Origin of the sequence: Brooklawnia propionicigenes (assembly GCF_030297015.1) — a bacterium.
Lineage (GTDB): Bacteria > Actinomycetota > Actinomycetes > Propionibacteriales > Propionibacteriaceae > Brooklawnia > Brooklawnia propionicigenes.
Genome location: NZ_AP028056.1, coordinates 2,117,506 through 2,140,231 on the forward strand (window position 1 = coordinate 2,117,506; position 22,726 = coordinate 2,140,231).

22 protein-coding genes, 1 tRNA gene and 3 pseudogenes are annotated in these 22,726 nt (G+C 65.8%); 20 read left to right on the forward strand and 6 right to left on the reverse strand.

Translation table 11 applies throughout. The annotated features are described in order from the left end of the window. Positions 1 to 77 precede the first annotated feature (77 nt). On the reverse strand, positions 78 to 608 hold the full coding sequence (locus QUE25_RS09615; protein ID WP_286268601.1) for a hypothetical protein: 531 nt from the start codon (positions 606 to 608) through the stop codon (positions 78 to 80). On the opposite strand from QUE25_RS09615, the gene QUE25_RS09620 reads away from it, so the two are divergent. From QUE25_RS09620 to QUE25_RS09660, 10 genes and pseudogenes are all read left to right on the forward strand, one after another. Then, on the forward strand, positions 508 to 1,230 hold the full coding sequence (locus QUE25_RS09620) for an ABC transporter ATP-binding protein (protein ID WP_286264433.1): 723 nt from the start codon (positions 508 to 510) through the stop codon (positions 1,228 to 1,230). The genes QUE25_RS09615 and QUE25_RS09620 overlap by 101 nt on opposite strands. Before the next feature lie 20 nt (positions 1,231 to 1,250). Further along, positions 1,251 to 1,553, forward strand: a pseudogene (locus QUE25_RS14870) (alcohol dehydrogenase catalytic domain-containing protein); the annotation flags it as partial. A gap of 208 nt (positions 1,554 to 1,761) precedes the next feature. Continuing rightward, complete coding sequence (locus QUE25_RS09625; protein WP_286264434.1) at positions 1,762 to 2,229, forward strand: zinc-binding dehydrogenase; 468 nt, start codon at positions 1,762 to 1,764, stop codon at positions 2,227 to 2,229. Next, the gene (locus QUE25_RS09630) at positions 2,222 to 2,956 is read left to right on the forward strand and encodes an SDR family NAD(P)-dependent oxidoreductase (RefSeq protein WP_286264436.1); all 735 of its coding nucleotides are present in this window, start codon (positions 2,222 to 2,224) and stop codon (positions 2,954 to 2,956) included. Before QUE25_RS09625 ends, QUE25_RS09630 begins: the two co-directional genes overlap by 8 nt. 172 nt (positions 2,957 to 3,128) lie before the next feature. Beyond that, positions 3,129 to 4,007, forward strand: a complete 879-nt coding sequence (locus tag QUE25_RS09635; RefSeq protein ID WP_286264438.1) for a VOC family protein — start codon at positions 3,129 to 3,131, stop codon at positions 4,005 to 4,007. Positions 4,008 to 4,186: 179 nt separating this feature from the next. Beyond that, positions 4,187 to 4,471, forward strand: a complete 285-nt coding sequence (locus tag QUE25_RS09640; RefSeq protein ID WP_286264439.1) for a hypothetical protein — start codon at positions 4,187 to 4,189, stop codon at positions 4,469 to 4,471. Between the two features lie 5 nt (positions 4,472 to 4,476). Then, a complete protein-coding gene (locus tag QUE25_RS09645) occupies positions 4,477 to 4,767 on the forward strand; it encodes a type II toxin-antitoxin system RelE family toxin (protein ID WP_286264441.1) in 291 nt (96 codons plus the stop codon). Positions 4,768 to 4,966: 199 nt separating this feature from the next. Then, positions 4,967 to 6,157, forward strand: coding sequence for a tetratricopeptide repeat protein (locus tag QUE25_RS09650; protein ID WP_286264443.1), 1,191 nt, complete (start codon positions 4,967 to 4,969; stop codon positions 6,155 to 6,157). A 220-nt stretch (positions 6,158 to 6,377) separates the two neighbouring features. Next, entirely contained in the window at positions 6,378 to 7,838 is a 1,461-nt protein-coding gene (locus tag QUE25_RS09655; protein WP_286264444.1) for a tyrosine-protein kinase domain-containing protein, read from the forward strand. Next, positions 7,835 to 8,392, forward strand: coding sequence for an arsenate reductase/protein-tyrosine-phosphatase family protein (locus tag QUE25_RS09660; protein WP_286264446.1), 558 nt, complete (start codon positions 7,835 to 7,837; stop codon positions 8,390 to 8,392). Before QUE25_RS09655 ends, QUE25_RS09660 begins: the two co-directional genes overlap by 4 nt. A 69-nt stretch (positions 8,393 to 8,461) precedes the next feature. On the opposite strand, the gene QUE25_RS09665 is transcribed toward QUE25_RS09660, so the two are convergent. The 3 genes from QUE25_RS09665 to QUE25_RS09675 all read right to left on the reverse strand — a co-directional run bounded on the left by QUE25_RS09665 (position 8,462) and on the right by QUE25_RS09675 (position 11,691). Beyond that, entirely contained in the window at positions 8,462 to 8,914 is a 453-nt protein-coding gene (locus QUE25_RS09665; RefSeq protein ID WP_286264448.1) for a hypothetical protein, read from the reverse strand. A gap of 376 nt (positions 8,915 to 9,290) precedes the next feature. Continuing rightward, positions 9,291 to 10,133 carry an SGNH/GDSL hydrolase family protein gene (locus tag QUE25_RS09670; RefSeq protein ID WP_286264449.1) on the reverse strand — a complete coding sequence of 281 codons (843 nt, stop codon included), beginning with the start codon at positions 10,131 to 10,133 and terminating at the stop codon, positions 9,291 to 9,293. A 100-nt stretch (positions 10,134 to 10,233) separates the two neighbouring features. Continuing rightward, entirely contained in the window at positions 10,234 to 11,691 is a 1,458-nt protein-coding gene (locus tag QUE25_RS09675) for a uracil-xanthine permease family protein (protein WP_286264452.1), read from the reverse strand. A gap of 174 nt (positions 11,692 to 11,865) precedes the next feature. On the opposite strand from QUE25_RS09675, the pseudogene QUE25_RS09680 reads away from it, so the two are divergent. Both QUE25_RS09680 and QUE25_RS14760 read left to right on the forward strand, forming a co-directional pair. Beyond that, positions 11,866 to 12,477 (forward strand): annotated as a pseudogene (locus tag QUE25_RS09680) (lactate racemase domain-containing protein); the annotation flags it as partial. Between the two features lie 267 nt (positions 12,478 to 12,744). Beyond that, positions 12,745 to 13,142: pseudogene (locus tag QUE25_RS14760) on the forward strand (hypothetical protein); the annotation flags it as partial. Between the two features lie 33 nt (positions 13,143 to 13,175). Here QUE25_RS14760 and QUE25_RS09690 read toward each other — a convergent pair. Beyond that, positions 13,176 to 14,735 (reverse strand): dolichyl-phosphate-mannose--protein mannosyltransferase, encoded by a 1,560-nt coding sequence (locus tag QUE25_RS09690; RefSeq protein WP_286268535.1) that lies wholly within the window; start codon positions 14,733 to 14,735, stop codon positions 13,176 to 13,178. Between the two features lie 162 nt (positions 14,736 to 14,897). Here QUE25_RS09690 and rsmI point away from each other — a divergent pair, with 162 nt between their 5' ends. From rsmI to QUE25_RS09715, 5 genes are read left to right on the forward strand one after another with little or no spacing between them, the layout of a single operon-like run. Further along, positions 14,898 to 15,791: a 16S rRNA (cytidine(1402)-2'-O)-methyltransferase gene (gene rsmI, locus QUE25_RS09695; protein WP_286264457.1), complete on the forward strand. Its 894-nt coding sequence runs from the start codon at positions 14,898 to 14,900 to the stop codon at positions 15,789 to 15,791. Between the two features lie 28 nt (positions 15,792 to 15,819). Then, on the forward strand, positions 15,820 to 16,707 hold the full coding sequence (locus tag QUE25_RS09700; RefSeq protein ID WP_286264460.1) for a TatD family hydrolase: 888 nt from the start codon (positions 15,820 to 15,822) through the stop codon (positions 16,705 to 16,707). Next, positions 16,694 to 17,554, forward strand: a complete 861-nt coding sequence (gene rsmA, locus QUE25_RS09705) for a 16S rRNA (adenine(1518)-N(6)/adenine(1519)-N(6))-dimethyltransferase RsmA (protein WP_286268536.1) — start codon at positions 16,694 to 16,696, stop codon at positions 17,552 to 17,554. Before QUE25_RS09700 ends, rsmA begins: the two co-directional genes overlap by 14 nt. Beyond that, the gene (locus tag QUE25_RS09710) at positions 17,551 to 18,543 is read left to right on the forward strand and encodes a 4-(cytidine 5'-diphospho)-2-C-methyl-D-erythritol kinase (RefSeq protein ID WP_286264463.1); all 993 of its coding nucleotides are present in this window, start codon (positions 17,551 to 17,553) and stop codon (positions 18,541 to 18,543) included. Before rsmA ends, QUE25_RS09710 begins: the two co-directional genes overlap by 4 nt. A 14-nt stretch (positions 18,544 to 18,557) precedes the next feature. Next, positions 18,558 to 19,061, forward strand: coding sequence for a MarR family winged helix-turn-helix transcriptional regulator (locus tag QUE25_RS09715; protein ID WP_286264466.1), 504 nt, complete (start codon positions 18,558 to 18,560; stop codon positions 19,059 to 19,061). On the opposite strand, the gene QUE25_RS09720 is transcribed toward QUE25_RS09715, so the two are convergent. Beyond that, the gene (locus QUE25_RS09720) at positions 19,058 to 19,810 is read right to left on the reverse strand and encodes a TetR/AcrR family transcriptional regulator (RefSeq protein WP_286264468.1); all 753 of its coding nucleotides are present in this window, start codon (positions 19,808 to 19,810) and stop codon (positions 19,058 to 19,060) included. The two genes, QUE25_RS09715 and QUE25_RS09720, sit on opposite strands and share 4 nt — an antisense overlap. Before the next feature lie 101 nt (positions 19,811 to 19,911). Here QUE25_RS09720 and QUE25_RS09725 point away from each other — a divergent pair. The 3 genes from QUE25_RS09725 to QUE25_RS09735 all read left to right on the forward strand — a co-directional run bounded on the left by QUE25_RS09725 (position 19,912) and on the right by QUE25_RS09735 (position 22,504). Continuing rightward, positions 19,912 to 19,990, forward strand: a tRNA-Gln gene (locus tag QUE25_RS09725). Positions 19,991 to 20,021: 31 nt separating this feature from the next. Next, positions 20,022 to 21,521, forward strand: coding sequence for a bifunctional UDP-N-acetylglucosamine diphosphorylase/glucosamine-1-phosphate N-acetyltransferase GlmU (gene glmU, locus QUE25_RS09730; protein WP_286264470.1), 1,500 nt, complete (start codon positions 20,022 to 20,024; stop codon positions 21,519 to 21,521). Beyond that, positions 21,518 to 22,504, forward strand: a complete 987-nt coding sequence (locus QUE25_RS09735) for a ribose-phosphate diphosphokinase (RefSeq protein ID WP_286264472.1) — start codon at positions 21,518 to 21,520, stop codon at positions 22,502 to 22,504. The genes glmU and QUE25_RS09735 overlap by 4 nt, the downstream gene beginning before the upstream one ends. Positions 22,505 to 22,726: the final 222 nt, after the last annotated feature.

Genomic DNA, 22,726 nt, shown 5'->3' on the forward strand with positions numbered 1-22,726 from the left:
CGACATTTGCGAAGACACAGCCCTCTAGCGGGCGCGTTTCATGCTCGCCTGTCCGTAGACACCTTGTCGCAGCGTGCTCAGCGGGCGGCTACGTAGCCTTGGACGAGGGCGGCGTAGCCTTTGTCGGCCGTGCCGCAGATGCTGTCGGTTCGTGCCGTGAATTGAAGGTCTCGCACGCCGAAGACATCGAGTTCTAAGCGTTCGAAGGGATCCCCAGGCTTGGCTGTACCTGAGTAGATCGTCGCGCCGTCTGCGATCACGGTCCATTCCACGACAAGATCGGGCGGCGTGTGTGACTGCAACGCAAATGCGAATGACAACGTGCTCCATTGCGCTTGCAGTCTGTAGCTCGCAGTGTTGACGGCTCCGTTGCAGCCGACCCACTGGTTGGTGCTCAGCGGGAAGGATTCGTAGTCTGAACCGATCTGCACGACAGCGATGTCAGCATTGCCGCTCGTCTGTCCACCGGAGTGCGGGATCTTGTAGAGCCAGGCTGTCGATATCACCATGCAGTTCGGTGGTCTCACCGCCTTGGAGCGTGTTTCGATCTGTGCGGCAGACAACGAGTTCGTATCGATCGTCGGCCCGTCTGGTTGCGGGAAGAGCACATTGCTCGCCGTGCTGGCCGGGCTGCGCGAGCAGACCTCTGGACGAGTCCTGGTCGATGGGACCGAGATCGACGGACCTGGACGCGACCGGGGAGTGGTCTTTCAGAATTACACGCTGCTGCCGTGGAAGACGGTTCTGGAGAACGTGGAGTTCGGGCTGCTCGACGAGCCGATGACGAAACCGGAGCGTGCCGCGGTGGCTCGCGAGGCGCTGGCCAGGGTCGGGCTGGAAGACTTCGAGACCCATCGTCCAGCACAGCTCTCTGGGGGCATGCAACAGCGAGTCGCGATCGCTCGCTCACTCGCCTACCACCCGGGCATGCTCCTGATGGACGAGCCGTTCGGGGCGCTCGACGCGCTTACCCGCAGATCCATGCAGGAACTCCTCATCTCGGTGTGGGAGAAACACCGACTGACGGTGGTCTTCATTACCCATGACATTGACGAGGCAGTACTGCTGTCTGATCGGGTGCTCGTGATGGCTTCCAAACCGGGAAGAATGGTCGCCGAGCATCTGGTCGATCTGCCCCGGCCGCGGAATTCGGACACCCTCTTCGAGCCCGGCGCCCGCACGCTGTTACGCGAGATTATGTCCGAAGTGATGGAGGACAGCCACCCATGACATCCGTGGCCATGGGCCAGATGCGAGCGATCCTGCTGGGTCGCGATCTGAAGCTCTCGCTCGGCACAGCGGAGGTTCGAAGGCCAGAAGCGGGCGAGGTGCTGGTACGGGTCGAGTACTGCGGGATCTGTGGATCTGATCGGCACGCCATCGCCTCAGGCGATTGGATCGAGTATTGGCCGGCGATTCTTGGGCATGAGGCGGTGGGAGTGGTCGAGGAATCTGTGGACCCCGCGATCCGCATCGGCGAACGTGTGGTCATCGATTCTCGGCGTCCGTGCGAACAATGTGCGCTGTGCCGAAGGGGTGCGCGCGGGCTGTGCGGAGAGTCTCACGTGGATGGGCGAATCAGCACCCGGCGGCTACGCCGAATACGTTGTTGTGCCCAGTTGGACGCTACACCGGATCCCAGACAGATTGCAGTCCGAAGTCGCAGTCTTGGCGGAGCCTCTCGCTGTTGTCGACAGTACTCTCGATCACTTACCCGCGACTGCGGGAACGGTGCGGATACTCGGTGGTGGACCCATCGGCGTGTTGGCCGCGCTGCGTGTGGCCCAGCGGTTCGCAGGCGTGGAGGTGGAAATCGTGGAAGTTGTGCCCGAACGCGTCGGATTGGTTCGGCAGCTGTCGGTAGACGCCGTTCAGCATTCTTCCGGATCCAGGGTGGACGCAGTCATTGACGCGGCCGGATATGTGAGGTCGGTGGACGACGCATTTGCAGGCTTAACCAACGGCGGCACGGTGATCGCGATTGCGCTGGGCGAATCGGAGCTTCAGCTACCGGTGCGCGAGCTGGTGGAACACGGCTGGAGCCTGGTGGGCTCGATCGGATTTGAGGCAGTCCATCTGGATCGCAGCCTGGCGGCCTTGGCCGAAGCGCCCGAGACGTATCGGGGTGTCGTGACCGAGATCATGGATTTCGCTGTGGCCAGGGACTTTCTGGCTGGCCGAACAACACTGCCAGGAGTGAAGATGGTGGTGAAGCCGAGTCATGTGTGATCATCAGGGGCGCAAGTATCTGATAACTGGCGGTACGTCGGGAATCGGAGCATACGTGGCCAAGGCATTGACTTCCGCTGGTGCCACGGTGACAGTGACCGGACGTGATGAAGGCCGGGTTGCGGAGGCCATCCGGGCAGGGCTCGCAGAGTTCAGTCTGGTCTGCGACGTTTCCGATACCCGGGCTGCGAAGCAGGGTGTCTATGCGGCCTGCGAACAAATGGACGGACTTGATGCGGTATTCGCCAATGCGGGCGGCGACGGCCAGGCACTACCGGCGCAAGAGTTGGATCTGGACTGTTTTGCGGACGTGCTGGCCACCAATGTCATCGGCATACTGGCCACTTGTCAGGCCGCGTTCCAGGTACTGAATCGGCCCGGTGCGATTGTGGTGAACTCATCGGTGAATGCGCTGCGTCCAGAGAAGAACTTCGCGGACTACAACGCGTCCAAGGCCGCATCGCTGAGCATCGCGCAGAGTCTCGCGCTGGATTGGGCAGACGAGCGCATCACGGTGAATGCGGTCTGTCCCGGCTACTTCAGGAGCCGGATGACGGAGTCATATCTGGACGATCCCAAGACCGCGGGGGAGTTGCTGGCGCGTATTCCGCAGGGCAGATTCGGCAGCGCGGACGAGATCGCGTCCCTGGTCGGCTTTCTGATGCTGGGCAGTGTGCCCTTCTTGGCCGGGGCCGGAATTCCCATCGCGGGCGCCTCACATTTGTGACGCGTCGCGGGCCAGGAGAGCGCCTCCATGTCCCCGATCCCTGCCCACACGTGTGCGCCACGGACTGTCAGCGAGGCGTGCGCATTCTCCGGACGGCCCGCGGTCGCTACTGAAGGGAATAGTCGTCTCCACAAAGTGGTTGAGTATTCAACTACTTAGGAGTGGACGAGCTATGAACGCACCAACCGAGCGGCTGGATCCGGCCACCCACATGGACATGCTGAGCTTGCGCGTCCGTCATCTGCCGGGCCTGCTCGCCTACTACACCGATGGGGTGGGACTCGTTCCGCTGTCCGAGGGGAGCGGGCGCATTGTGCTCGGGCTGGGAGATCGGGCGGTGCTCGAGCTGGTGCACGCCCCCGAGTTGCGTCCGGCGCCATCCAACTCGGCTGGGCTGTATCACACTGCGGTTCTCTTCGATACCCGCAGCGATCTTGCGGCCAGCCTGCACAGCATGGCCTCCCGGTACCCGCAGACATTTATCGGCTCGGCCGATCACCTGGTCAGCGAGGCCTTCTACTTCACCGATCCCGAGGGCAACGGGCTCGAGTTGTACGTGGACCGTCCTCGCGAGCAGTGGCGGTGGACCGGAGACCAGGTGGCCATGGACTCACTGCCGCTGGACCCGAACCGCTTCGTCGCAAGCCATCTTGACCGCAACGCTGCAGAATCGTCCTCTGGGCTGTCGCGCCTGGTCGGACGACTGGGTCACGCCCACCTGCAGATCGGTGACATCGAGACCGCCCACCGCTTCTATGTCGGCACGCTCGGTTTCGACCAGACGGCACGGATGGGACGCGGGGCGCTGTTCGTGTCGGCGGGCGGCTACCACCATCACATCGGTTTGAACACGTGGAACTCCCGCGGTGCTGGTGTGCGGTCGAAGACTCTGGGTCTCGGTTCGCTCGACATCGCAGTCCCCACGCGTGAAGAGCTGGATCGGATCGCCGAGCGGCTTCGATTCGCCGGGCACGAGATCCGCGACGACGGCAACCGCATCACGACGTATGACCCCTGGGGCAACGAGGTCAGGATCGGTCAGGCGGTCTGAGTTCCGGGGTTGGCGAGCGCTTGGGACTGCCCGCGCGTCCCGATTTGATACGAGACGAGATGCACGGTCCAGTTGTGTCATTGCCCCACTCGTGTGTATCGTGGGTATTGCCCCCATGGGGTGACAAGATCGAGTATCGCTGATGTCTGATCGGACCCCAGCAGCGGAAGGGACTTAGAATGATCGCGGATTTCAAGAACGTGGGCGAAGCCGTCGCCGACGAACGCGGTCGCTTGCCGATGGGGAAGAGCGGCGTCCGCAAGGATGACCGGTACGCGGTTGCCGTGAACGACGATGGCCAGATCTTGCTGACACCCTTGGTCTCGATTCCACGGCGCGAGCTGATCGTGTGGGAGGACCAGCTGCTCCGCGAATCACTGGCGCGCGGCTTGGCTGAGGCGGCTGCAGGGGAAACTGTCGACTTGGGCAGCTTCGCGGAGTACCTCGACGACGCTGAAGACTGACGGTGATGGTGCTGAGATTCACCAAAGAAGCCGCGAGGGTTCTCAATGAGCTCACTTCGCCTCAGTATGCGGTGAAGCTGAGGAAGGTGCGCAGGACTCTTGCGCTTATTGAGCAGAATCCTCGGCATCCGGGCCTCAACTCTCACAAGTACAAGTCCATCCGGGGCGTGGATGGATCAGACGTGTGGGAATCCTATGTCGAGAACCACACGTCGGGGGCTTGGCGGATCTTCTGGCAGTACGGCCCGGGCGAGGACACTGTCACCATCCTGACTATCGGGCCACATCCCGACTGATTAGGCTACATGCATGCGGAGTGCGCGTGAGCAGCTGATCGGAAGGGCTCTTGCGGCCTACAGCGACTCATGCACCCTGCCGTTGTTGACTCCGAGTTGCCCCTTCTATCGCTTGGCTGGGGATGGCTGCACCTGCAACGAAGAGTGCCGCGCGCTGTTAGTCGACTATGGAGAGGATCGGCCCACAGAGTCCGTCGCTGTGCTTGATGGGCTCGTCATGACAGGAGTCGTGCGACCGCTTGAGGTGGCGTCCGGACTTACGCCGTTCGACGCAACCGAGATCTTCATGCGGGAGTTGCGGGAGCCTATTCCGAACGCCAGCACAACGACTCTTCTGCTGCGAGCCAGCAAGCATGTTTCGACACCGCCGGACATGCGAATGAGTGACGATGATGTGTTTTTGGCGATTTGGGCTGAACTGGCGAGGCGCGGAGTGCCGGTTGAGAGAGTTCTGCGCGTGGGCGCCGCTCCTCGCGTCGCCGCCTCGATAGCGTCTTTGCTGACTGCTGAGCTGCCAGCCCTGTTGATGGATTGGAGAGGACTGCGGGATGGCTGCCAGGCCGCATGGCGGGGCAGTACCGCCGACTATCCTCAGTGGTTCGAAGCGCAGGTCACGGAGTGGTTCACTCGTCTCCTGGCCTCTGACATTAAGGCTTTCTTAAATTGGAGCGTTCCCCAGAAGGCTGTATTCGTGAATCTGCCGCCACCACAGGCTGATCCGGAGGCTCAGTGGATTTGGGATCGTTTCACCGTTACCCATCTCGAGCTGTGGGCGACTGAGAGTCTGATCCTCGAGTGGGACACCGCCAGAGGAAGGCGTGCAGGTCTGTGCCCTGATCGAGTGTTGGCTGCGCGCGTTGTCGATGCAGAAGTGGTCGCGACAGCTGCCCTCGATAAGTTGGCCAGTCAAACCCCGCACCGGAATCAGCCTGCCCCGGACCTCAGCACCAAGCACTTCGTCCAGCAGGCGCTGATTCACCTTCGGAGGGGAAACCAGGCAGCAGCGGAGGAGATGTTCACCGCGCTTGCATACATGAATCCGGCGGACGGTGACGCCTTGAACAATCTGGGATTCTGCATAATTCCTGTCTCGCCAGTGCGGGCCCTCGGGCCGCTCGCGAGAGGCGCCCAACTCCCGATGGGTAACCCGGCGTTGAGCCTGGCAAACCGCGCTCTTGTCAACCATCTGCTAGGCGACAATCAGCTGGCCGCTCAGTTCCTCGACCAAATCGCAGTCGCGCATGGTAACGCCGCCGTGTGGTTGGAACGAGAATGCGGTGTACTCGAACTCGCGGTCATGGCCTTGGACTCCTATGTGGATCAACTGCGCACGCACGTAGTCAACTCACTCGAGGTCAGCGGAGGTGCCTCGTCTGGCTCTCACGAGTGAGATGTCAGAAGCTCCTGAGGCGGTCGTAGGCGAAGCGAGGCGCGTTCTGGGCAGGCGCCGAGTACATTCCCCAAGCCAGCACTCCCGCGGCGACCTGCCGGGCGGCGGCACACGGGTCCTTCAACACCGCTCAGGGCCCTGGAACTGGCGCGATCACCGGCTTGGCTGCGCTTTCGCTTAGGCTTAGAACGAGTACGGCACCCTGGGAGAAGAGCACAGCATGGAGTTAACCGACTACTTGAGCATCTTGCGCAAGTATTGGCGCAGCGCCACAGCGGTCACGCTGGCCGCCGTTTTGTTCGCCGCGTTATTCTCAATGCTTGCGAAACCCACCTACACGTCCAATGCGTCGCTGTTCTTGTCGGTGCGTACGGCATCCAGTGGTGGCGATCTCAATGCCGGGTCGAGCTACGCGGAAAGCCAGGTGCAGTCGTTCGCGAAGGTGGCGCGCTCCGATATCGTCCTGCAGCCCGTGATCGACAACCTCGGGCTGGCTACGACGCCCAGCGAGTTGGCCAAGCAGGTGACGGTGAGCGTCCCAACCGGAACGGCCACGCTCGACATCGCGGTCGTCCAGGGCAGCCCGGATGAGGCTGCCCGAGTGACGGCGGCGATCAGTGAGCAGTTGGTGGAGGCCGTAGACGAGTTGTCCCCGCCTTCGCCCGATGGGACCAAGCCTGTTGTCGCGACGATCATTCGTCCGGCGCAGGTGCCCACCTCGCCCACCACTCCGAAGACGATGCAGAATCTGGCGCTCGGGGTGTTGCTGGGGCTATTACTCGGAGCCGGCCAGGCGATCCTGCGCGACATGCTGAACCTGGACATCCGTTCGGAGCGCGACGTGGCTCGCGTCACGGAGATCCCGGTGATCGGCATGGTGCCCAACGACGATGACGCCGCGGTGAATCCGCTGATCCTGGACGCCGACCCTCGCTCGGCACGGGCCGAGGCCTATCGCTCCTTACGCACGAACCTTCAGTTCCTGGGGCTGGACCGAGGCAAGCGTGCGATCGTCATCACGTCGTCGGTTCCCAGCGAGGGCAAGACAACCACCGCGATCAACATCGCGTCCACGATTGCCGCCTCGGGGGAGCGAGTGCTGGTGATTGACGCCGATCTGCGGCGTCCGACGGTGGCGAAGCTGATGAGACTCGAAGGCAGCGTCGGGCTAACGACCGTGCTGATCGGTGAGGCCCGGCTTGAGCAGGTCATCCAGCCCACCAATGATTCGCTGATGGACGTGCTGGCTTCCGGACCCATTCCTCCGAACCCCGCCGACTTGCTCGGCTTGCCACATATGCAGCAGTTGATCACCGAGGCGTCGCGCCGGTATGACACGGTCATCATCGACTCGCCGCCGTTGCTGCCGGTGACGGATGCAGCAGTCTTGTCGCGAGTCGCCGACGGCACATTGGTTGTAGTCGGAAGCGGCGTTGCTCGGCGTCCGGAACTCGAGAAGGCACTCGAAAAGCTCGAGATGGTTGACGCCCGGGTGCTTGGTCTACTGCTCACGCGGGTGCGGGGCGGCGACGCCGGCGCCTATCACTACGAGTACGTCTACGGACAGGACGGGCACAGCTCGTCGCGCGCAAGCCGGGACAAGAATGAGCCTGCGCCGATCTCCTCCGCCCGGGCCCGCACAGGGCGGCGCCCGACCCGAGCCATTCAGCCAGTGCAGTGAGCGCCGACTCCATCCGCATCCTGACGGTGTGCACCGGGAACATCTGCCGGTCGCCCGCCGCTGAGCGACTGCTCGCTGCCGGTCTTGGCGACGCGGCGCAGGTAACCAGCGCCGGGACGGGGGCTCTGTCCGGGTATCCGATGGACGCCGCCATGGTGCCCCTGGTGCAGGCCGCCGGAGCATCGGTGGATGGGTTCGCCGCGCGGCAACTCACGCCCGCGATGGTGAAGTCAGCAGACCTGATCTTGGCGCTGACGACGGCTCATCGTAGTCAGGCGGTGCGGCTGGCGCCGGTTGCAGTGCGGCGGTCGTTCACCCTCTTGGAGTTGGCGCGGATCGTCGGCTCGCCGGCGTTTCCTGCCCTGACCACGGACTCCGTTTCGGATCGTCTCCGGGAAATGGTGCAACAAGCGGCTCCGCGACGGATGCTGGGAGCCGACGGTGTCGTCGACGACGACGTGCCGGACCCCTTCCGGCGTGGGCCCGAGGTATTTGCGTCCTCGTTCGTGATGATCCGCGATGCGGTGGACGTGATCGTGGACGCTGTTCACTGAGTTGGTGCGTAGGGGCGATGAGGCCCCGGTCTGATTAGCTCAGATTTGGTGATGACGCCGGGCTTTCGGCTAGCCGAGGATGTGGAGCTGCTCGTCCAAGGCGATCGTCTCATCGGATAAGTAGCCGAACCGGCCGCTCAGCGACAAGGTGAGTGTGGTCTTGCCGGTACGACTCGGCGCCACGTAGACGACGCTTGCGCCGGTCTCGGGATTGCACAGGCCGCCGGCGTGAAGCATCAGCAGCTTGCCGGCCTGCTGGCCGATCAGCTCGGCGGTGATCTGCTGGGTGGTGCGCTCCCAGAAGGTCGGCCCATCATCGGGAATCGCCCCGAGACTGATGACGGGAGCCTCCTGGTTGCACGATTCAGGCTGCAGGCAGCGCGCCCATAGTTGCCGCAGCGTCGCCATCCGCTGCTTGCTGTCGGGGCCGTCGGACAATACGCGCACGCAGCCGCCGAGACCGTGAATGGCGGTTCCGGATGCGCCGAATGGGGTAGTCAGCGCAGCCCCCGAAACACTCATGGCATCAGTCTAGATGTGCTTCCGGGTGCCTTGGCGCCTGTGCCAGTCGTCAGGCTCCTCGAATGGAGTGCGCCCGAAGTGATCGCAGCATCTGGAAGCGATCAGCCGACCCGGTGATGCCGGATACCCCGACGACGGGGCTCCAGCCTGCTGGGCCCCGGGAGTTGGGGCTGGGCAGCGTGCCTCATCTTCTTCACCTGCTCTCCAAATGGCGCCCCCGGATGGGTGCTGAGCGTGGGCGGGCAGCCAGGAGGCCCGAACTGAAGAAGATTAGGCACGCTCAGCGCCGATGACGAGCGCGAGGTGCACCCCGATACCAGAAAACAACGCGCTCAGGCGGCCGAAAGTCAGCCTCAGGCGGGCGGAAACGCCAGCCTCAGGCCAATGGAAGGGCGTCCGCCACGATCCTGGCGAACAACTGGGAGCCCTGCTCATTGGGGCTGCCATCCAGTTCGACCAGAGCATCCCGCTCGGCCTGGTTCTGCGGGAATCCCGCGTACACGTCGATGGTCGCCAGGCTCTGAGCCTGTGCCCAGGCGGCGATCGCGGCGACAGTGGCCTGCTGCTGGTCGGCGCTGGCCGTGGGATCGGGGTTCTGCAAGATCACGGCGACCGGAACGGTCGGTGACTGCAGACGCACCGCATCCAGGATCGCCTGCATGTCGGCGGCGATGACATCGGCGGTCTGCACATGCCCGTAGCTGAGCAACACGGCGTCCACGTTCTGCCAGGCCTGCGCCACCCGGGTCGTCTCGTAGTCGAGTTGCGGGCTGCGGATGCTCGCATTCCACACGGTCATCGGTTGGCCGACGGAACTCAGCGCCAGCGGTGCGCCCCACACGGCCGCGTCACGGTCCCACAGCACGTACTCGGTAGCGCGAGCGTGGGCAATGTGGTCGCGCGCCCAGATCGAGACCCATTCGTCGTCCTCGTTGCCGGTGCCATCACCGAAGACGAGCACCGAATGACCTTGTGCGAAAGCGGTTGCGAAGTGATCGAGCGCAGTCGCCGGGGTGGGCTCCGGTGTCGCGGGTTCAGAGGGCGTCGGGGTTTCGTCGGTTTGCTGCGGGGTCTGCGTGGCTGACGATGCCGGTGGGATGGCGGTTTGTGTTCCGGGGCGGTATTGGAGCAATGCGACGATCGACACGATGGCGGTGATCACGGCAAGGACGATCAACCCCACGATTGGCAGGCTGACTGCGCGCTGACGTTTGCTCACCTGCGTGATTGTAACCAGAAAGCACGCGGCCCCGCCCCGTGGGAGGGGGCAGGACCGCTGAAGGACCGCTCAGGTCTCGATCTTGCGTTGAGGCCAGGGGCTACTTTTTCGCGCCCTTGCCGCCGACCGCGGGGATCTGTCCCGACTCGTACGCGCCGGGGGCGTCCACGATCAAAGTGGCACCTTCGGCAGCATCGACCATCTCCTTCGGCGCGAGCGCCTTGGCGATGTGATACATCGCGATGGTGACGATGGTGCCCAGCGCGATGCCGCCCAGCGAGAAGTCGTCAGTGAACTGCAAGGTGACGTCACCGATGCCGATGATGATGCCCGCCGCCAGCGGCACCAGGTTGAGGGGATTGCCGAAATCGACGTTGTTCTCTTTCCAGATCTTGGCGCCGAGCAGGCCGATCATGCCGTACAGCACCACGGTGATGCCGCCGAGCACCCCGCCCGGGGTGGCCGAGATGACCGCGCCGAACTTGGGTGAGAATCCGAACAGGATCGCCACCACCGATGCCACCGCGTAGGCCGCCGTCGAGTAGACGCGGGTGGCCGCCATCACGCCGATGTTCTCGGCGTAGGTGGTGGTCGGACCCGCACCGACGAAGGTCGCCATCATCGAGGTCAGGCCGTCGGCCCCGAGCGCACGTCCCATGTAGGCATCGAGGTTGGTGCCGGTCATCTCGGCGACCGCCTTGACGTGGCCGGTGTTCTCGGCGATCAGCGCGATCACCACAGGCAGGGCGATCAGCGCGAACGCGAAGTTGAAGTTGGGCAGGTGAAAGCCGACGACATTGTTGGGGTTACCCAACTGCCAGTTGGCGAGGTCGGTCACCGGAGGCAGTCCGAACCAGTCGGCGTTGGCCACCTTCGTCCAATCGACGCGGAAGGCCTCGGTGACGGTGCCGTCGGACGCGATGGTCGACTTCGGCCCGAGGGTCAGGTCGGCCAGCCAGCTGAGCACATAGCCGATGATCAGCGACAAGAAGATGGCGATGCGTCCGGCGAAGCCGCGCAATCCCACCGACAGGCAGATCACGATGACCATGACGATCGCGGCGATCCACTGGTCCTGCGGCCAGTAGGTCCGGGCGACCACCGGAGCCAGGTTGAAACCGATCAGCATGACCACGGCGCCCGTGACCGCCGGCGGCAGCGCCTTGTGGATGATGCCCGACCCCATGAAGTGGATGATCAGCCCGACGATGAACAGGCCGAGACCACACCAGAACATCGCGCCGGTGACCGAGTCGGGTTTGCCCCCTTGGGCGTAGATCGCGGTCGCCACGCCCACGAAGGACGCCGAGCTGCCCAGATAGCTGGGCACGCGATGCTTGACAACGATCAGGAAGACGATGGTGGCGATGCCGCTCATCATGACCGCCAGTTGCGGGTTGAGGCCCATCAGCAGCGGGAAGACGAAGGTGGCGCCGAACATGGCGACGACGTGCTGAGCGCCCAGCCCGATCGTCTTACCCCAGCTCAGTCGCTCGTCCGGCCGGACGACGTCGTGGGGTCCGAGAACCCCGTTGTTGTGTAGCTTCCAGATGGCCATTGGCGTCCTTTCCAGCAGGGGAGTCTAGATGGCGCGGGTTACAGGCAGGGAACGAGACAGCCGCTGGACGCCCAGTGCCGGCGGCCGGACTCGTGCCTGTGGCCGGGTGACCCGCGAACCGCCGCGGCGCCCACGGATGCGTGCCTGGATGGATCTGTGGACAACACCGTGAATGTGGAACTCGCCTACGGCCAAGGATGGTTGCCGGTGAGTCTCCCGGCCGACGCACACGTCACCGTGGTCGAACCGACGTATCATCCTGCCGTGCCGGACGAGGCCGCCTATCTGCGCGAGGTGCTCAGCAACCCGATCGCCGGTCGCCGGCTGCGTGATCGCGTGAAACCGGGGCAGACCATGGCGATCTCGATGTGCGATCTGACGCGTCCACAGCCCCGTGACCTGATGATCCCGGCCATCCTCGACGAGGTGGCCGGCATCATCGACCCGGACGACATCGTCGTGCTGGTGGCCACCGGAACCCACCGCGGCAATACCGATGACGAGATCCGGCAGATGCTCGGTGACGAACTGGCCGCAAGACTGCACATCGTCAACCACGACGCCCGTGACAAGGCCTCGCTGACCTGGATGGGCGAGTTCGGCAACGGCGTGCCGGTCTGGCTGAACACCTTGTGGGCCGAGGCCGAGATCAAGGTGACGACCGGTTTCGTGGAGCCGCATTTCTTCGCAGGTTTCAGCGGCGGCCCCAAGCTCGTCGCGCCCGGCCTGGCCGGTCTGGACACCGTCTTGACGCTGCACAATGCCGCGCGGATCGGCGACCAGCGGGCCACCTGGGGTGAGATCGACGACAACCCCGTGCACAGCGACATCCGCGCGATCGCCGCCGGAACCGGGGTCACCTTCGCCTTCGACGTCATCCTCAACCGCGACAAGAAGATCGTCAAGGGCTTCGCCGGGGACCTGTTCGAGATGCACGAGGCAGCCCGAGCCGCCGCCCGCGAGATCGCGATGGCACCGGTCGACGGCCTGTTCGACATCGTGATCACGACGAACTCGGGTTTCCCGCTCGACCAGAACCTTTACCAAGCGGTCAGGGAATGTCGGCGGCCTTCACCGTTGTCAAGCCCGGCGGCACGATCATCTGCGCCGCCGAATGCCGCGACGGCTTCCCCGATCACGGGTCGTATCGGGAGGTGCTGGCCTCGGCGTCCTCACCGCAGGCATTGTTTGCCGACATCTCGGCGCGCGAGCAGACCGTTCCCGACCAGTGGCAGGTACAGATCCAGGCCAAGATCCAGTCGGGCGCCAACGTCATCATGCACACCTCGTATCTGTCGGACGCCCAACTCGCGACGGCGCACCTGACCCAGACCGACGACATCGCCGCGACCGTCCGCGAGCTGGTGAACCGGATCGGGCCGGGCGCGCGGATCTGCGTGCTGCCGGAGGGGCCGTTGACCGTGCCCTATGTGGCGGTTCCCGCCCTGTAATCGGCGGATGCGGCCAGCGGCAAGCCGGCAGCGTCAGATCCAGCTGGGGAACCACATGCGCGCGCTCCACATCGTCCGGGTCATCAACTGGTCGGTGAGGATCGGATAGATGAACCAGAAGTTCGCGACGATCGCCAAGACGACGGTCCCGACGATCTGAGCGCCGCGTCGTCGCCTGGCGCCCGCCTCGGCCGGGCCGAGGATCTTGCCGAGCACCATTGCCAGCACGGTCGCGGTGAACGGGATGATCATGATCGCGTAGAAGAAGAACAGCGGACGATCGGCGTTCGGGAACCACATCAGCCACGGGGTCAGCCCGGCGACCAGCGGCACCGCGAATCTCCAGTCGCGTCCGAGCCACCACAAGCCGAGCCCAATGACGATCGCGACCAGCACGCACCACCACAACAGCGGAGTCCCCGCGCCGGAGATCACCCGCAGACAGGTGTCGCCGCTGCTCGCCGTGCAGCCGTCGACGCCGGGCTGAATATCGTTGACCGCGTCGATGCCGATGACTCGCCCCATGAACAGCCAGGTCATCGGGTTCGCCTCGTAGACGTGGGTCTGTTCGGCGATCCACTCGCCGGTATGAAAGGCGTAGATCTCCCGGTGATAGTAGGCCAGCGAGCCCAGCGCGTCCCCGAAATGGCGGACCCAGAAGTCGTCGGGATGTTTGCTGCCGTAGTCGCGGCCCCAGCCGCCGTCGGTGGTCAGCCACGACCACCACGTCGCCACATAGACCAGGCCCGCGGTGACCACCATCGAGATGAAGGCCATCGGCGCGTCCAGGAACAGGGACTTGAAGGCCTTCGTGGACGCCCCGGCGGTGCGCCGCGAGCTGACGTCGTAGACGACCGCCATGATGCCCATCGCCGCCAGCACGTACATTGCGTTCCATTTGGTGCCGATCGCCAGGCCGAACATCAGCCCTGCCGTCCAGCGCCAGGGCCGCCACAACAGCAGCGGTCCGTAACCGCCCTGCAGATCCGTCAGGCCGTTCGCCCGCAGATAGCCGGCGAGTTTGTGCCGGAACCAGTCACGGTCGGCGACCATGCAGGCCACCGCCATCACGGTGAAGGCCGCCTCGAAGATGTCGAGCAGCGCGATCCGGCTCATCACGAACGACAGGCCGTCGACGGTGATGAACAGCCCGGCCATGGCCCCCACCAGGGTCGAGCGGGACAACCGCCGGGCCATCCGGATGGTCGCCATCACCAGCAGCGTTCCGAAGACCACCGAGGCGATGCGCCAGCCGAAGCTGTTCATGCCGAAAACGTATTCACCGGATGCGATCAGCCACTTGCCGAGCTGCGGGTGGACGATGAACGACGGCGCGTCGGTGAAGATATCGGTGACGCCGGCAACGATCTGGTCGTTGGCGTCCTTCGGCCAGCTGCCCTCGTAGCCCAGATGCAGCAACGTCCAGGCGTCCTTGGCGTAGTAGGTCTCGTCGAAGACGAGATTGCTCGGACGCGACAGATTGATGATGCGCAGCGTGAACGCGAGTGCCCCGATCACGATGGTCACCAGCCAGCTGATCGCGCGATCACGATGCAGGACGATGGCGTCGTCCAGGCGATCGATGGTCGGCATCAGCGGATCGGCATGGGTGCCGCGCAACTGCTCGGAGGCCGCCCGTGGCAGTTGCTGCACTGCCTGGAACACTCGGTCGAGCAGGGGGAGACTCACCCGGCCATCCTAGTTGCGCCGACCGCCGGGCCAAGGCGGCGATGTCGGTCCGCTACCCTGACAGGCATGAGTAGAGCCGAGTTTCAGCCCGGGGAGGGACGCCTCGTGCTCGCTGGTACTCCCATCGGGGACGCCCAGGATGCGTCCCCGGCGTTGATCCGCGCGCTGGGTACCGCCGATGTGATCGCAGCCGAGGACACCCGGCTGCTGCGGACGCTGCTGTTGCGTCTCGGCGTGACCACCGACGCGCCGGTGGTCAGCTATTTCGAAGGCAACGAGGCATCGCGGATCCCTGGCCTGATCGCGGACCTGGAGGCCGGCAAGGTGGTGCTGGTGGCCACCGATGCCGGCATGCCCTCGGTCAGCGACCCGGGCTACCGGCTGGTCGCTGCGGCGATCGACCACGGCATCACCGTGACCGCGGTGCCCGGGCCTTCGGCGGTGCTGACCGCCCTGGCGATCAGCGGGCTGCCGGTCGACCGGTTCTGCTTCGAGGGTTTCCTGCCCCGCAAGCCGGGGGAGCGCCGCCGCCGTCTGCAGGGGCTGGCCGCCGAACCCCGCACCATGGTCTTCTTCGAGGCGCCTCACCGGCTGGCCGAGTTCCTCACCGACGCCGCCGCCGCGTTCGGCGCGGATCGTCCGGGGGCGGTCTGCCGCGAACTGACCAAACCGTATGAACAGGTCGTCCGGGGCAGCCTGTCGGAGCTGGCGCAGTGGGCAGCGGAGTCGGCCCGCGGCGAGATCACCATCGTCATCCAGGGCGCGCCCGAGGTGTCGGCCGACTGGGACGATGCCCTCCAGCAGGTCGATCTGCTGCTCGCCGGCGGGACGAAACTGTCCGCAGCGGTGGCCGAGGTCGCCCAGGTGACCGGGCTTCGCCGCCGCGAGCTCTACGCCAAGGCGCTGGCGGCGCGTTCGGCCGAGCCCGCCGGGGACGACCGGGCACGAGGGGAACGATGAGTGACCCGTTTTGGCAAGGGGAGGAACGATGAGTGACACGGTGATCGAGCGACTCGGTCTGCCCGCACTGCCCGACGCGCTGCCGCGTCCGACGACCGACTCCCATACCCATCTCGACTCCACTCAGGAATTTTCGGGGTTGCGGGTGTCCGACAACATCGCCGCAGCCGCCGCTGTCGGGGTGCACCGCATCGTCCAGATCGGTTGCGATCTGCGCAGCGCGCAATGGTCGGCCCAGCTGGCCGCGAACAACCCGCAGGTGGTCGCCACCGTCGCCATTCATCCCAACGACTCGGCCCGGATGACCGACGCCCAGGCCGAGCAGGCCTGGCGGATCATCGACTCGCTCGCCGCGTCCGGGCCGCATGTGCGCGGGGTCGGTGAGACCGGCCTCGACTACTACCGCACCCGCGAGGCCGCTGGCATCGCGCGGCAGCAGACCATGTTCGCCCGCCACATCGCCACCGCGAAGGCCTACGACCGCACGCTGGTGATCCACGACCGGGACGCGCACGCCGACATCGCCGACATCCTGGACGCCGAGGGCTGGCCCGAGCGGGTGGTGATGCACTGCTTCAGCGGCGACGCCGAGTTCGCGCGCCGCTGTCTTGATCACGGGGCCTGGATCAGCTTCGCCGGAAACGTCACCTACAAGGCCAATCGTCAGCTGCGTGAGGCCCTGGTGGTCGTCCCAGCCGAACGCATCCTGGTCGAGACCGACGCGCCCTATCTCACCCCGCTGCCGCACCGTGGCAAACCCAACGCGCCCTACCTGTTGGTGCACACCGTCAGGTTCATCGCCGAGCAGCTGGGCTGGGATCTGGCCGAGGCCTGCGAGCGGCTGGACGCGAATGCCACCGCGGCGTTCGGCGGCAGCTGGGGTGTCTCGGCTGCAGGTGGGAATCTCGATGGCTGAGCTGCTCGACCCACGGACGATCCGCCAGCTCGCTGCCGAGATCGGGCTGCGTCCCACCAAGCAGCGTGGCCAGAACTTCGTCACCGACCCCAACACGGTGCGCCGGATCGTCGCCAAGTCGGGTATCACCGCCGACGATGTCGTCCTCGAGGTCGGGCCCGGGCTGGGCTCGCTCACCCTCGGCCTGCTGGAGACCGGCGCGCAGGTGACGGCCATCGAGATCGAGGACACGCTGGCCGCGCTGCTGCCCCGCACGGTCGCCCAACTCCAGCCCGACAACGCCGAACGCCTGTGTGTGGTGTCCGCCGACGCGCTGACCATCACCGAGCTGCCGGGCCCGGCACCTACTGCGGTGGTCGCGAATCTGCCCTACAACGTGGCCGTACCGGTGCTGCTGCACCTGCTGGCCACCTTCGACTGCTGGCGGCTCGGGCTGGTCATGGTGCAGCTGGAGGTTGCCGACCGGCTGGCCGCAGCCCCCGGGTCGAAGGTCTACGGGGTGCCCAGCGCGAAGGTCGCCTGGTACGCCGCGGCCGAACGGGTTGGCACCGTGCCGCCGACCGTCTTCTGGCCGGCACCCAACGTCGATTCGGGTCTGGTGCGGCTGACCCGCCGCGAACCCCCGACCACCGGTGCGTCCCGCGAAGAAGTCTTCGCCGTCATCGACGCGGCGTTCGCGCAGCGCCGCAAGATGCTGCGTTCGGCCTTGTCGGGGCTCTTCGGGTCGTCGGCTGCCGCGTCCGAGGCGATAACCGCCGCAGGCCTCGACCCGACCGCGCGCGGCGAAGTGTTGGCGATCGGCGACTTCGCGCGGATCGCCGAGCAGCTGATCGAGGTGAGGCGATGAGTTCACAGGCAGCACGGCCGGCGTCTGGGGATGTGCCGGCGTCGGGGGATGTGAGGGCCACACCGGCGGAAGTGACGGTGCGGGTGCCGGCGAAGGTCAATCTCGCGCTGTGCGTGGGGCCGCGCCGCGCCGACGGCTACCACGACCTGGCCACGGTCTTTCAGGCGGTGTCGCTCTACGACCGGCTGCGGGCCCGACCGCGCGCCGATGGACGGATCTGCGCGCAGATGACCGGTGAGGGCAGTGAACAGCTGCCCTGCGACCGGACGAATCTGGTGGTTCGTGCTGCCTGGCTGCTGCGCGAGCGCTACCCCGGTCAGACCGCCGGGAAGGGCGTTGATCTTGCTGTTGACAAGCAGATTCCGATGGCTGGCGGGATGGCCGGCGGGTCGGCCGATGCGGCCGGGACGCTGCTGGCCTGCAATCGGCTGTGGGGCCTGAACCTGCCGGTCGGTGAGCTGGCCGAGCTGGGTGCCGAGCTGGGCAGCGACGTGTCCTTCCTGCTCTACGGGGGCAATGCGCTGGGTCTGGGGCGCGGCGAGCAACTCACGCCGCTGGCGGCGAGCGGACGCCTGGAATGGGTGTTCGCGACCGCCCCGCGCGGCTTGGCGACCCCGCTGGTCTACCGACGCTTCGACGAGATGGCCGACCGCGGGGCGATCGTGCCGGACGCCGGGCTGCCCGATGAGGTGATCGAGCAGCTGAGCTGCGGCGTCGCCGAGCGGGTGGCTGCTTGCCTGCGCAACGATCTGCAGGCCCCGGCGCTGGAGCTCTATCCCGAACTCGTCCAGACCCTGCGGGCCGGCGCGACCGCCGGGGCACTCGCCACCCTGGTCAGCGGCTCCGGACCGACCTGTGCCTTCCTGGCGGCCGATGCGGCCGCCGCCGATCGACTGGCCGCCGAGCTGCCGAAACATGCCCCCGAGGTGCGCGATGTGCGGCGGGCGTATGGTCCGGTGAGTGGTCCCAGCATCGTTGACCGGGCGTGATTGAATCTCGTGGTATGGACGAGGTCGACGAACTGGTGGCAGCCTGGCGCCGCGAGCGTCCCGATCTTGATCTCGAGCCGATGCAGGTATGGTCGCGGATCGCCCGGCTCGCGCAGCTGCTGAGCGCCGTCCGGGCGGAGGCGTTCGAAGCTCAGGATCTGCAGATCTGGGAGTTCGACGTGCTCGCCGCGCTGCGCCGTGCGGGGGAGTCGTGCCGGCTGGCGCCCGGCCAGCTGATCGCGCAGACCCACGTCACCTCCGGCACCATGACCAACCGCGTCGACCGGCTGTGTGCTCGTGGCCTGGTGACTCGGATGGCCAATCCGCACGACGGCCGCGGGGTTCTCGTCCAGCTCACGCCGCAGGGTCGCGAGAAGGTGGACGCGGCGCTGGCCGATCTGGTGACCGCCGAAGCCGGCCTGGTGTCGGCGCTCAGCCCGGCCGATCGGGAACACCTGGCCACGACCCTGCGCGCGCTGCTGCTCGCCACCCCGCAGCAGACTGTCAACCGGCGCTAGCCGGCCTCGTCCCCGGTCTCGGGGGTGGCATCGGTGGTCGGCTTGGCGTGTTCGGCAAGGGCCTTCGCCCGCCGGTCGCGTTCCAGGCTGATCAGCCGCGGCGAGTGCTGCAGACCCGACAAGCCGTTCCAGATCAGATTCACAAGCTGCGCGGCCAGCTCCTCCTTGGGCGGCTGCCGGATATCCAGCCACGACTGACCGGCCGAAGCGACCATGCCGACCAAGCCCTGCGCGAACACCATGCCCAGTTCGGTCTTGTACCCGCGGCGGGCCAGCGGCAGCACCAAGATGTCGGCGACGCGGGCGGTGATGTCCGACAGGATGGACGCGAAGGTCGGGCTCGTGTCGGCCACCGACGTCGTCTTGGCCGAGGCCATCGACGAATCCCGGGCGATGATCCGGAAACCGTCCGGGCAGGCGTCGATGTAGTCGAGCAGCGCCAGCGTGCCCCGCTCGACGATCTCCCGGTAGCTGGCATTCGGCGTAGCCAGAGCATCTTGTATCGCGGTCTCCAGGGCCCGCACCTCGCGGTCGACCACCACCGCGTAGAGGCCCTCCTTGCCGCCGAAATGCTCGTAGACGACCGGCTTGCTGACCTCGGCGTGCGCGGCGATCTCCTCGACGCTGGTGCCGTCGAATCCGCGCTCGGCGAACAGGCCGCGGGCGATCATGATGAGTTGCTCGCGGCGCTCCGCGCTGCTCATCCGCCTACGGCCGCGGCGCGCACGCTGCGAATCGGCCGGGCTCATGAGTCCAGTCTTTCACAGCCGATGATGACCCCAGCCGAGGCCGTTGTGCATCACAGAGGTCCCAAGCCGTAGAGTGGTGTCGATCACGCGCCAGTGATCGTTCCCCGGTTGGTCTGCCGGCAGGGCCCGCCTGACTTTGAATCAGGATTAGCGACGCAGGTTCGACTCCTGCCCGGGGAGCGAACAAGGCGCACCGTGTGAAGGAGATTCGGTGAGCACTACTCCAGCTCCGGCCCCCGTGGCGGCAGTCATCGTCCTCGCGGCGGGCGGTGGCACCCGTATGAAGTCCAAGAGCTCCAAACTGCTGCATCCGGTCGCCGGACGCGCCATGCTCAGCTACGCGCTCGACGCCGCTCAGACACTGCACCCCGGCAAACTCGTCGTCGTCGTCGGACACCTGCGCGAGCAGGTGGAGGCGCTTCTCAACGAGAACTACCCGCAGGTGACCATCGTCGAACAGCCGGTCCGCAACGGCACCGGAGGCGCGGTGGCCTGCGGCATGTCGGTGCTCGGCGAGGTCAGCCGCGAGGTGGTGGTGACCTACGGTGACGTCCCGATGCTGACCGGCGAGACTCTGGCAGCTCTGGTCAAGGCACACCGCGAAGGTGGTAATGCCTGCACGGTGCTGACCGCGGTGGTGCCCGACCCGACCGGCTACGGACGCATCGTCCGTGAGCGTGGCCAGGTCGCCCGCATCATCGAGCACCGCGACGCCAGCGACGCCGAACGGCTCATCCGCGAGATCAACTCGGGCATCTACGTCTTCGACGGCCAGGTGCTGCGTGAGGGACTGGCCAGCCTGACCACCGACAACGAGCAGGGCGAGCTCTACCTCACCGACGTTCTCGAATACGCCCGCAAGCACGATCGCAACGTCGGCGCCTACGTGACCGACGACATCTGGCAGACCGAGGGCGTCAACGACCGCGTCCAGCTGGCGCGCATGAACGCCGAAGTCAACCGCCGGATCTTGGAGCGCTGGATGCTCGACGGTGTGACCGTCGTCGACCCGGCCACCACCTGGATCGAGGCCGACGTCGATCTGGAGGCCGACGTCACCATCTTGCCGAACACCCAGCTGCTGGGCGCCACCTCGGTGGCCACCGGCGCGGTCATCGGGCCCGATACGACCCTACGCGACGTCGAGGTGGGCGAGAACGCCCACGTCATCCGCACCCACGGTGAGCTGTCGGTGATCAATGCGGACGCCGAAGTCGGCCCGTTCGCGCGGCTGCGTCCGGGCACCGTGCTCGGTGCGCACGGCAAGATCGGCACCTTCGTCGAGACCAAGAACGCGCAGATCGGTGACGGCTCGAAGGTGCCGCATCTGACCTACTGCGGTGATGCCTTCATCGGCGAGGGCGTCAATGTGGGGGCGGGCACGATCTTCGCCAACTACGACGGCACCCACAAATCGCCTACTCATCTGGGTGATTACGTCTTCATCGGGTCGAATACGGTGCTGGTCGCGCCGGTCGACATCGGAGACGGCGCCTTCGTCGCCGCCGGCTCGACGATCGTCGACGACGTGCCCGCCGGTGCGCTGGCGGTGGCGCGCGGACACGAGCACATCTCGACCGATTGGGTGCATCGCAAACGTGCGGGGTCGGCTGCCTCCGACGCCGCCATCGATTCGGATGGGGAGATTCACCCCATGGTTGCCGAGGCCCGCGCCAGGCTGCGCGAGGAAAACCAGGAGGACGATCAGTGAGCGGTGTTAAGCGCCCGACGGACAAACACCTGATGCTCTTCACCGGGCGAGCCAATCCTGAGCTCGCCCAATCCGTGGCCGAGATCATGGGCGTCGAACTGACGCCCAGCCGGCTGATCACCTACGCCAACTCCGAGGTCTACGTGCGCTACGAGGAATCGGTGCGCGGCTCGGACGCCTTCGTCATCCAATCGCACCCGGCTCCGGTCAATGAGTGGCTCATGGAGCAGCTGATCATGGTGGACGCGCTGAAGCGGGCGTCCGCGAAACGAATCACCGTGGTCGCTCCCTGTTACCCGTACGCACGGCAGGACAAGAAGCACCTGGGCCGCGAGCCGATCTCGGCGCGGCTGATCGCCGATCTGTACTGGGCGGCCGGCGCCGACCGCATCATGAGCGTGGATCTGCACACCGCGCAGATTCAGGGGTTCTTCAACGGCCCTCTCGATCATCTGACCGCGCTGCCGGTGCTGGCCGATTATGTCGAGCGCAAATACGACAGTTCCAAGATGACCATCGTTAGCCCGGACGCCGGGCGCGTCCGGCTGGCCGATACCTGGAGTGACCGGCTGCGTGCGCCGCTGGCGATCATCCACAAGCGCCACGACCCGACGGTCGCCAACCTGGTGAAGGTGCACGAGGTCGTCGGTGATGTCGCCGGGCGTACCTGCCTGCTGGTGGACGACATGGTCGACACCGCCGGAACCATCTGCCAGGCGGCCGGAGCACTCTTCGAACACGGCGCTGACAAGGTCATCGTCGCCGCCACGCATGCGATCCTGTCGGGTCCGGCGGCCGAGCGGCTGAACTCGCAGCCCTTCGAGGAGATCATCTTCACCAACACCTTGCCGATCCCCCCGGGCGTCCATGTCGAGAAGGCGACCGTGCTGTCGGTGGCGCCTCTGCTGGCCCAGGCGATTCACGAAGTCTTCGAGGACGGTTCGGTGGCCAGCCTGTTCAACGGGGGCACGCAGTACTGCTAGCCGCTGCGAGGCCTGCTGATCGGACGTGCTCCTTGCGGGCGCGTCCGATGCTGTTTGCGGGCGAGCTGCCTGGATGCCGGCGATTCGTCCCAACCGGCGGTGCTGAGGTAAGATCAGCAAGCTACTTGGCGAGGGGTGAGCGATTGCGAACCCGTGATCGACTGGTTGGCGGTATTCGATGCCGCATCCTCCTCCCGCTGAGCCCATGAGTTCGCAATTGGA

Coding starts and splice junctions, on each gene's coding strand:
- QUE25_RS09620 (WP_286264433.1), top strand. CDS start 508: ATGCAGTTCGGTGGTCTCACCGCCTTGGAGCGTGTTTCGATCTGTGCG.
- QUE25_RS09630 (WP_286264436.1), top strand. CDS start 2,222: ATGTGTGATCATCAGGGGCGCAAGTATCTGATAACTGGCGGTACGTCG.
- QUE25_RS09635 (WP_286264438.1), top strand. CDS start 3,129: ATGAACGCACCAACCGAGCGGCTGGATCCGGCCACCCACATGGACATG.
- QUE25_RS09640 (WP_286264439.1), top strand. CDS start 4,187: ATGATCGCGGATTTCAAGAACGTGGGCGAAGCCGTCGCCGACGAACGC.
- QUE25_RS09645 (WP_286264441.1), top strand. CDS start 4,477: ATGGTGCTGAGATTCACCAAAGAAGCCGCGAGGGTTCTCAATGAGCTC.
- QUE25_RS09655 (WP_286264444.1), top strand. CDS start 6,378: ATGGAGTTAACCGACTACTTGAGCATCTTGCGCAAGTATTGGCGCAGC.
- QUE25_RS09665 (WP_286264448.1), bottom strand. CDS start 8,914: ATGAGTGTTTCGGGGGCTGCGCTGACTACCCCATTCGGCGCATCCGGA.
- QUE25_RS09675 (WP_286264452.1), bottom strand. CDS start 11,691: ATGGCCATCTGGAAGCTACACAACAACGGGGTTCTCGGACCCCACGAC.
- QUE25_RS09690 (WP_286268535.1), bottom strand. CDS start 14,735: ATGCCGACCATCGATCGCCTGGACGACGCCATCGTCCTGCATCGTGAT.
- rsmI (WP_286264457.1), top strand. CDS start 14,898: ATGAGTAGAGCCGAGTTTCAGCCCGGGGAGGGACGCCTCGTGCTCGCT.
- QUE25_RS09700 (WP_286264460.1), top strand. CDS start 15,820: ATGAGTGACACGGTGATCGAGCGACTCGGTCTGCCCGCACTGCCCGAC.
- QUE25_RS09710 (WP_286264463.1), top strand. CDS start 17,551: ATGAGTTCACAGGCAGCACGGCCGGCGTCTGGGGATGTGCCGGCGTCG.
- QUE25_RS09715 (WP_286264466.1), top strand. CDS start 18,558: ATGGACGAGGTCGACGAACTGGTGGCAGCCTGGCGCCGCGAGCGTCCC.
- QUE25_RS09720 (WP_286264468.1), bottom strand. CDS start 19,810: ATGAGCCCGGCCGATTCGCAGCGTGCGCGCCGCGGCCGTAGGCGGATG.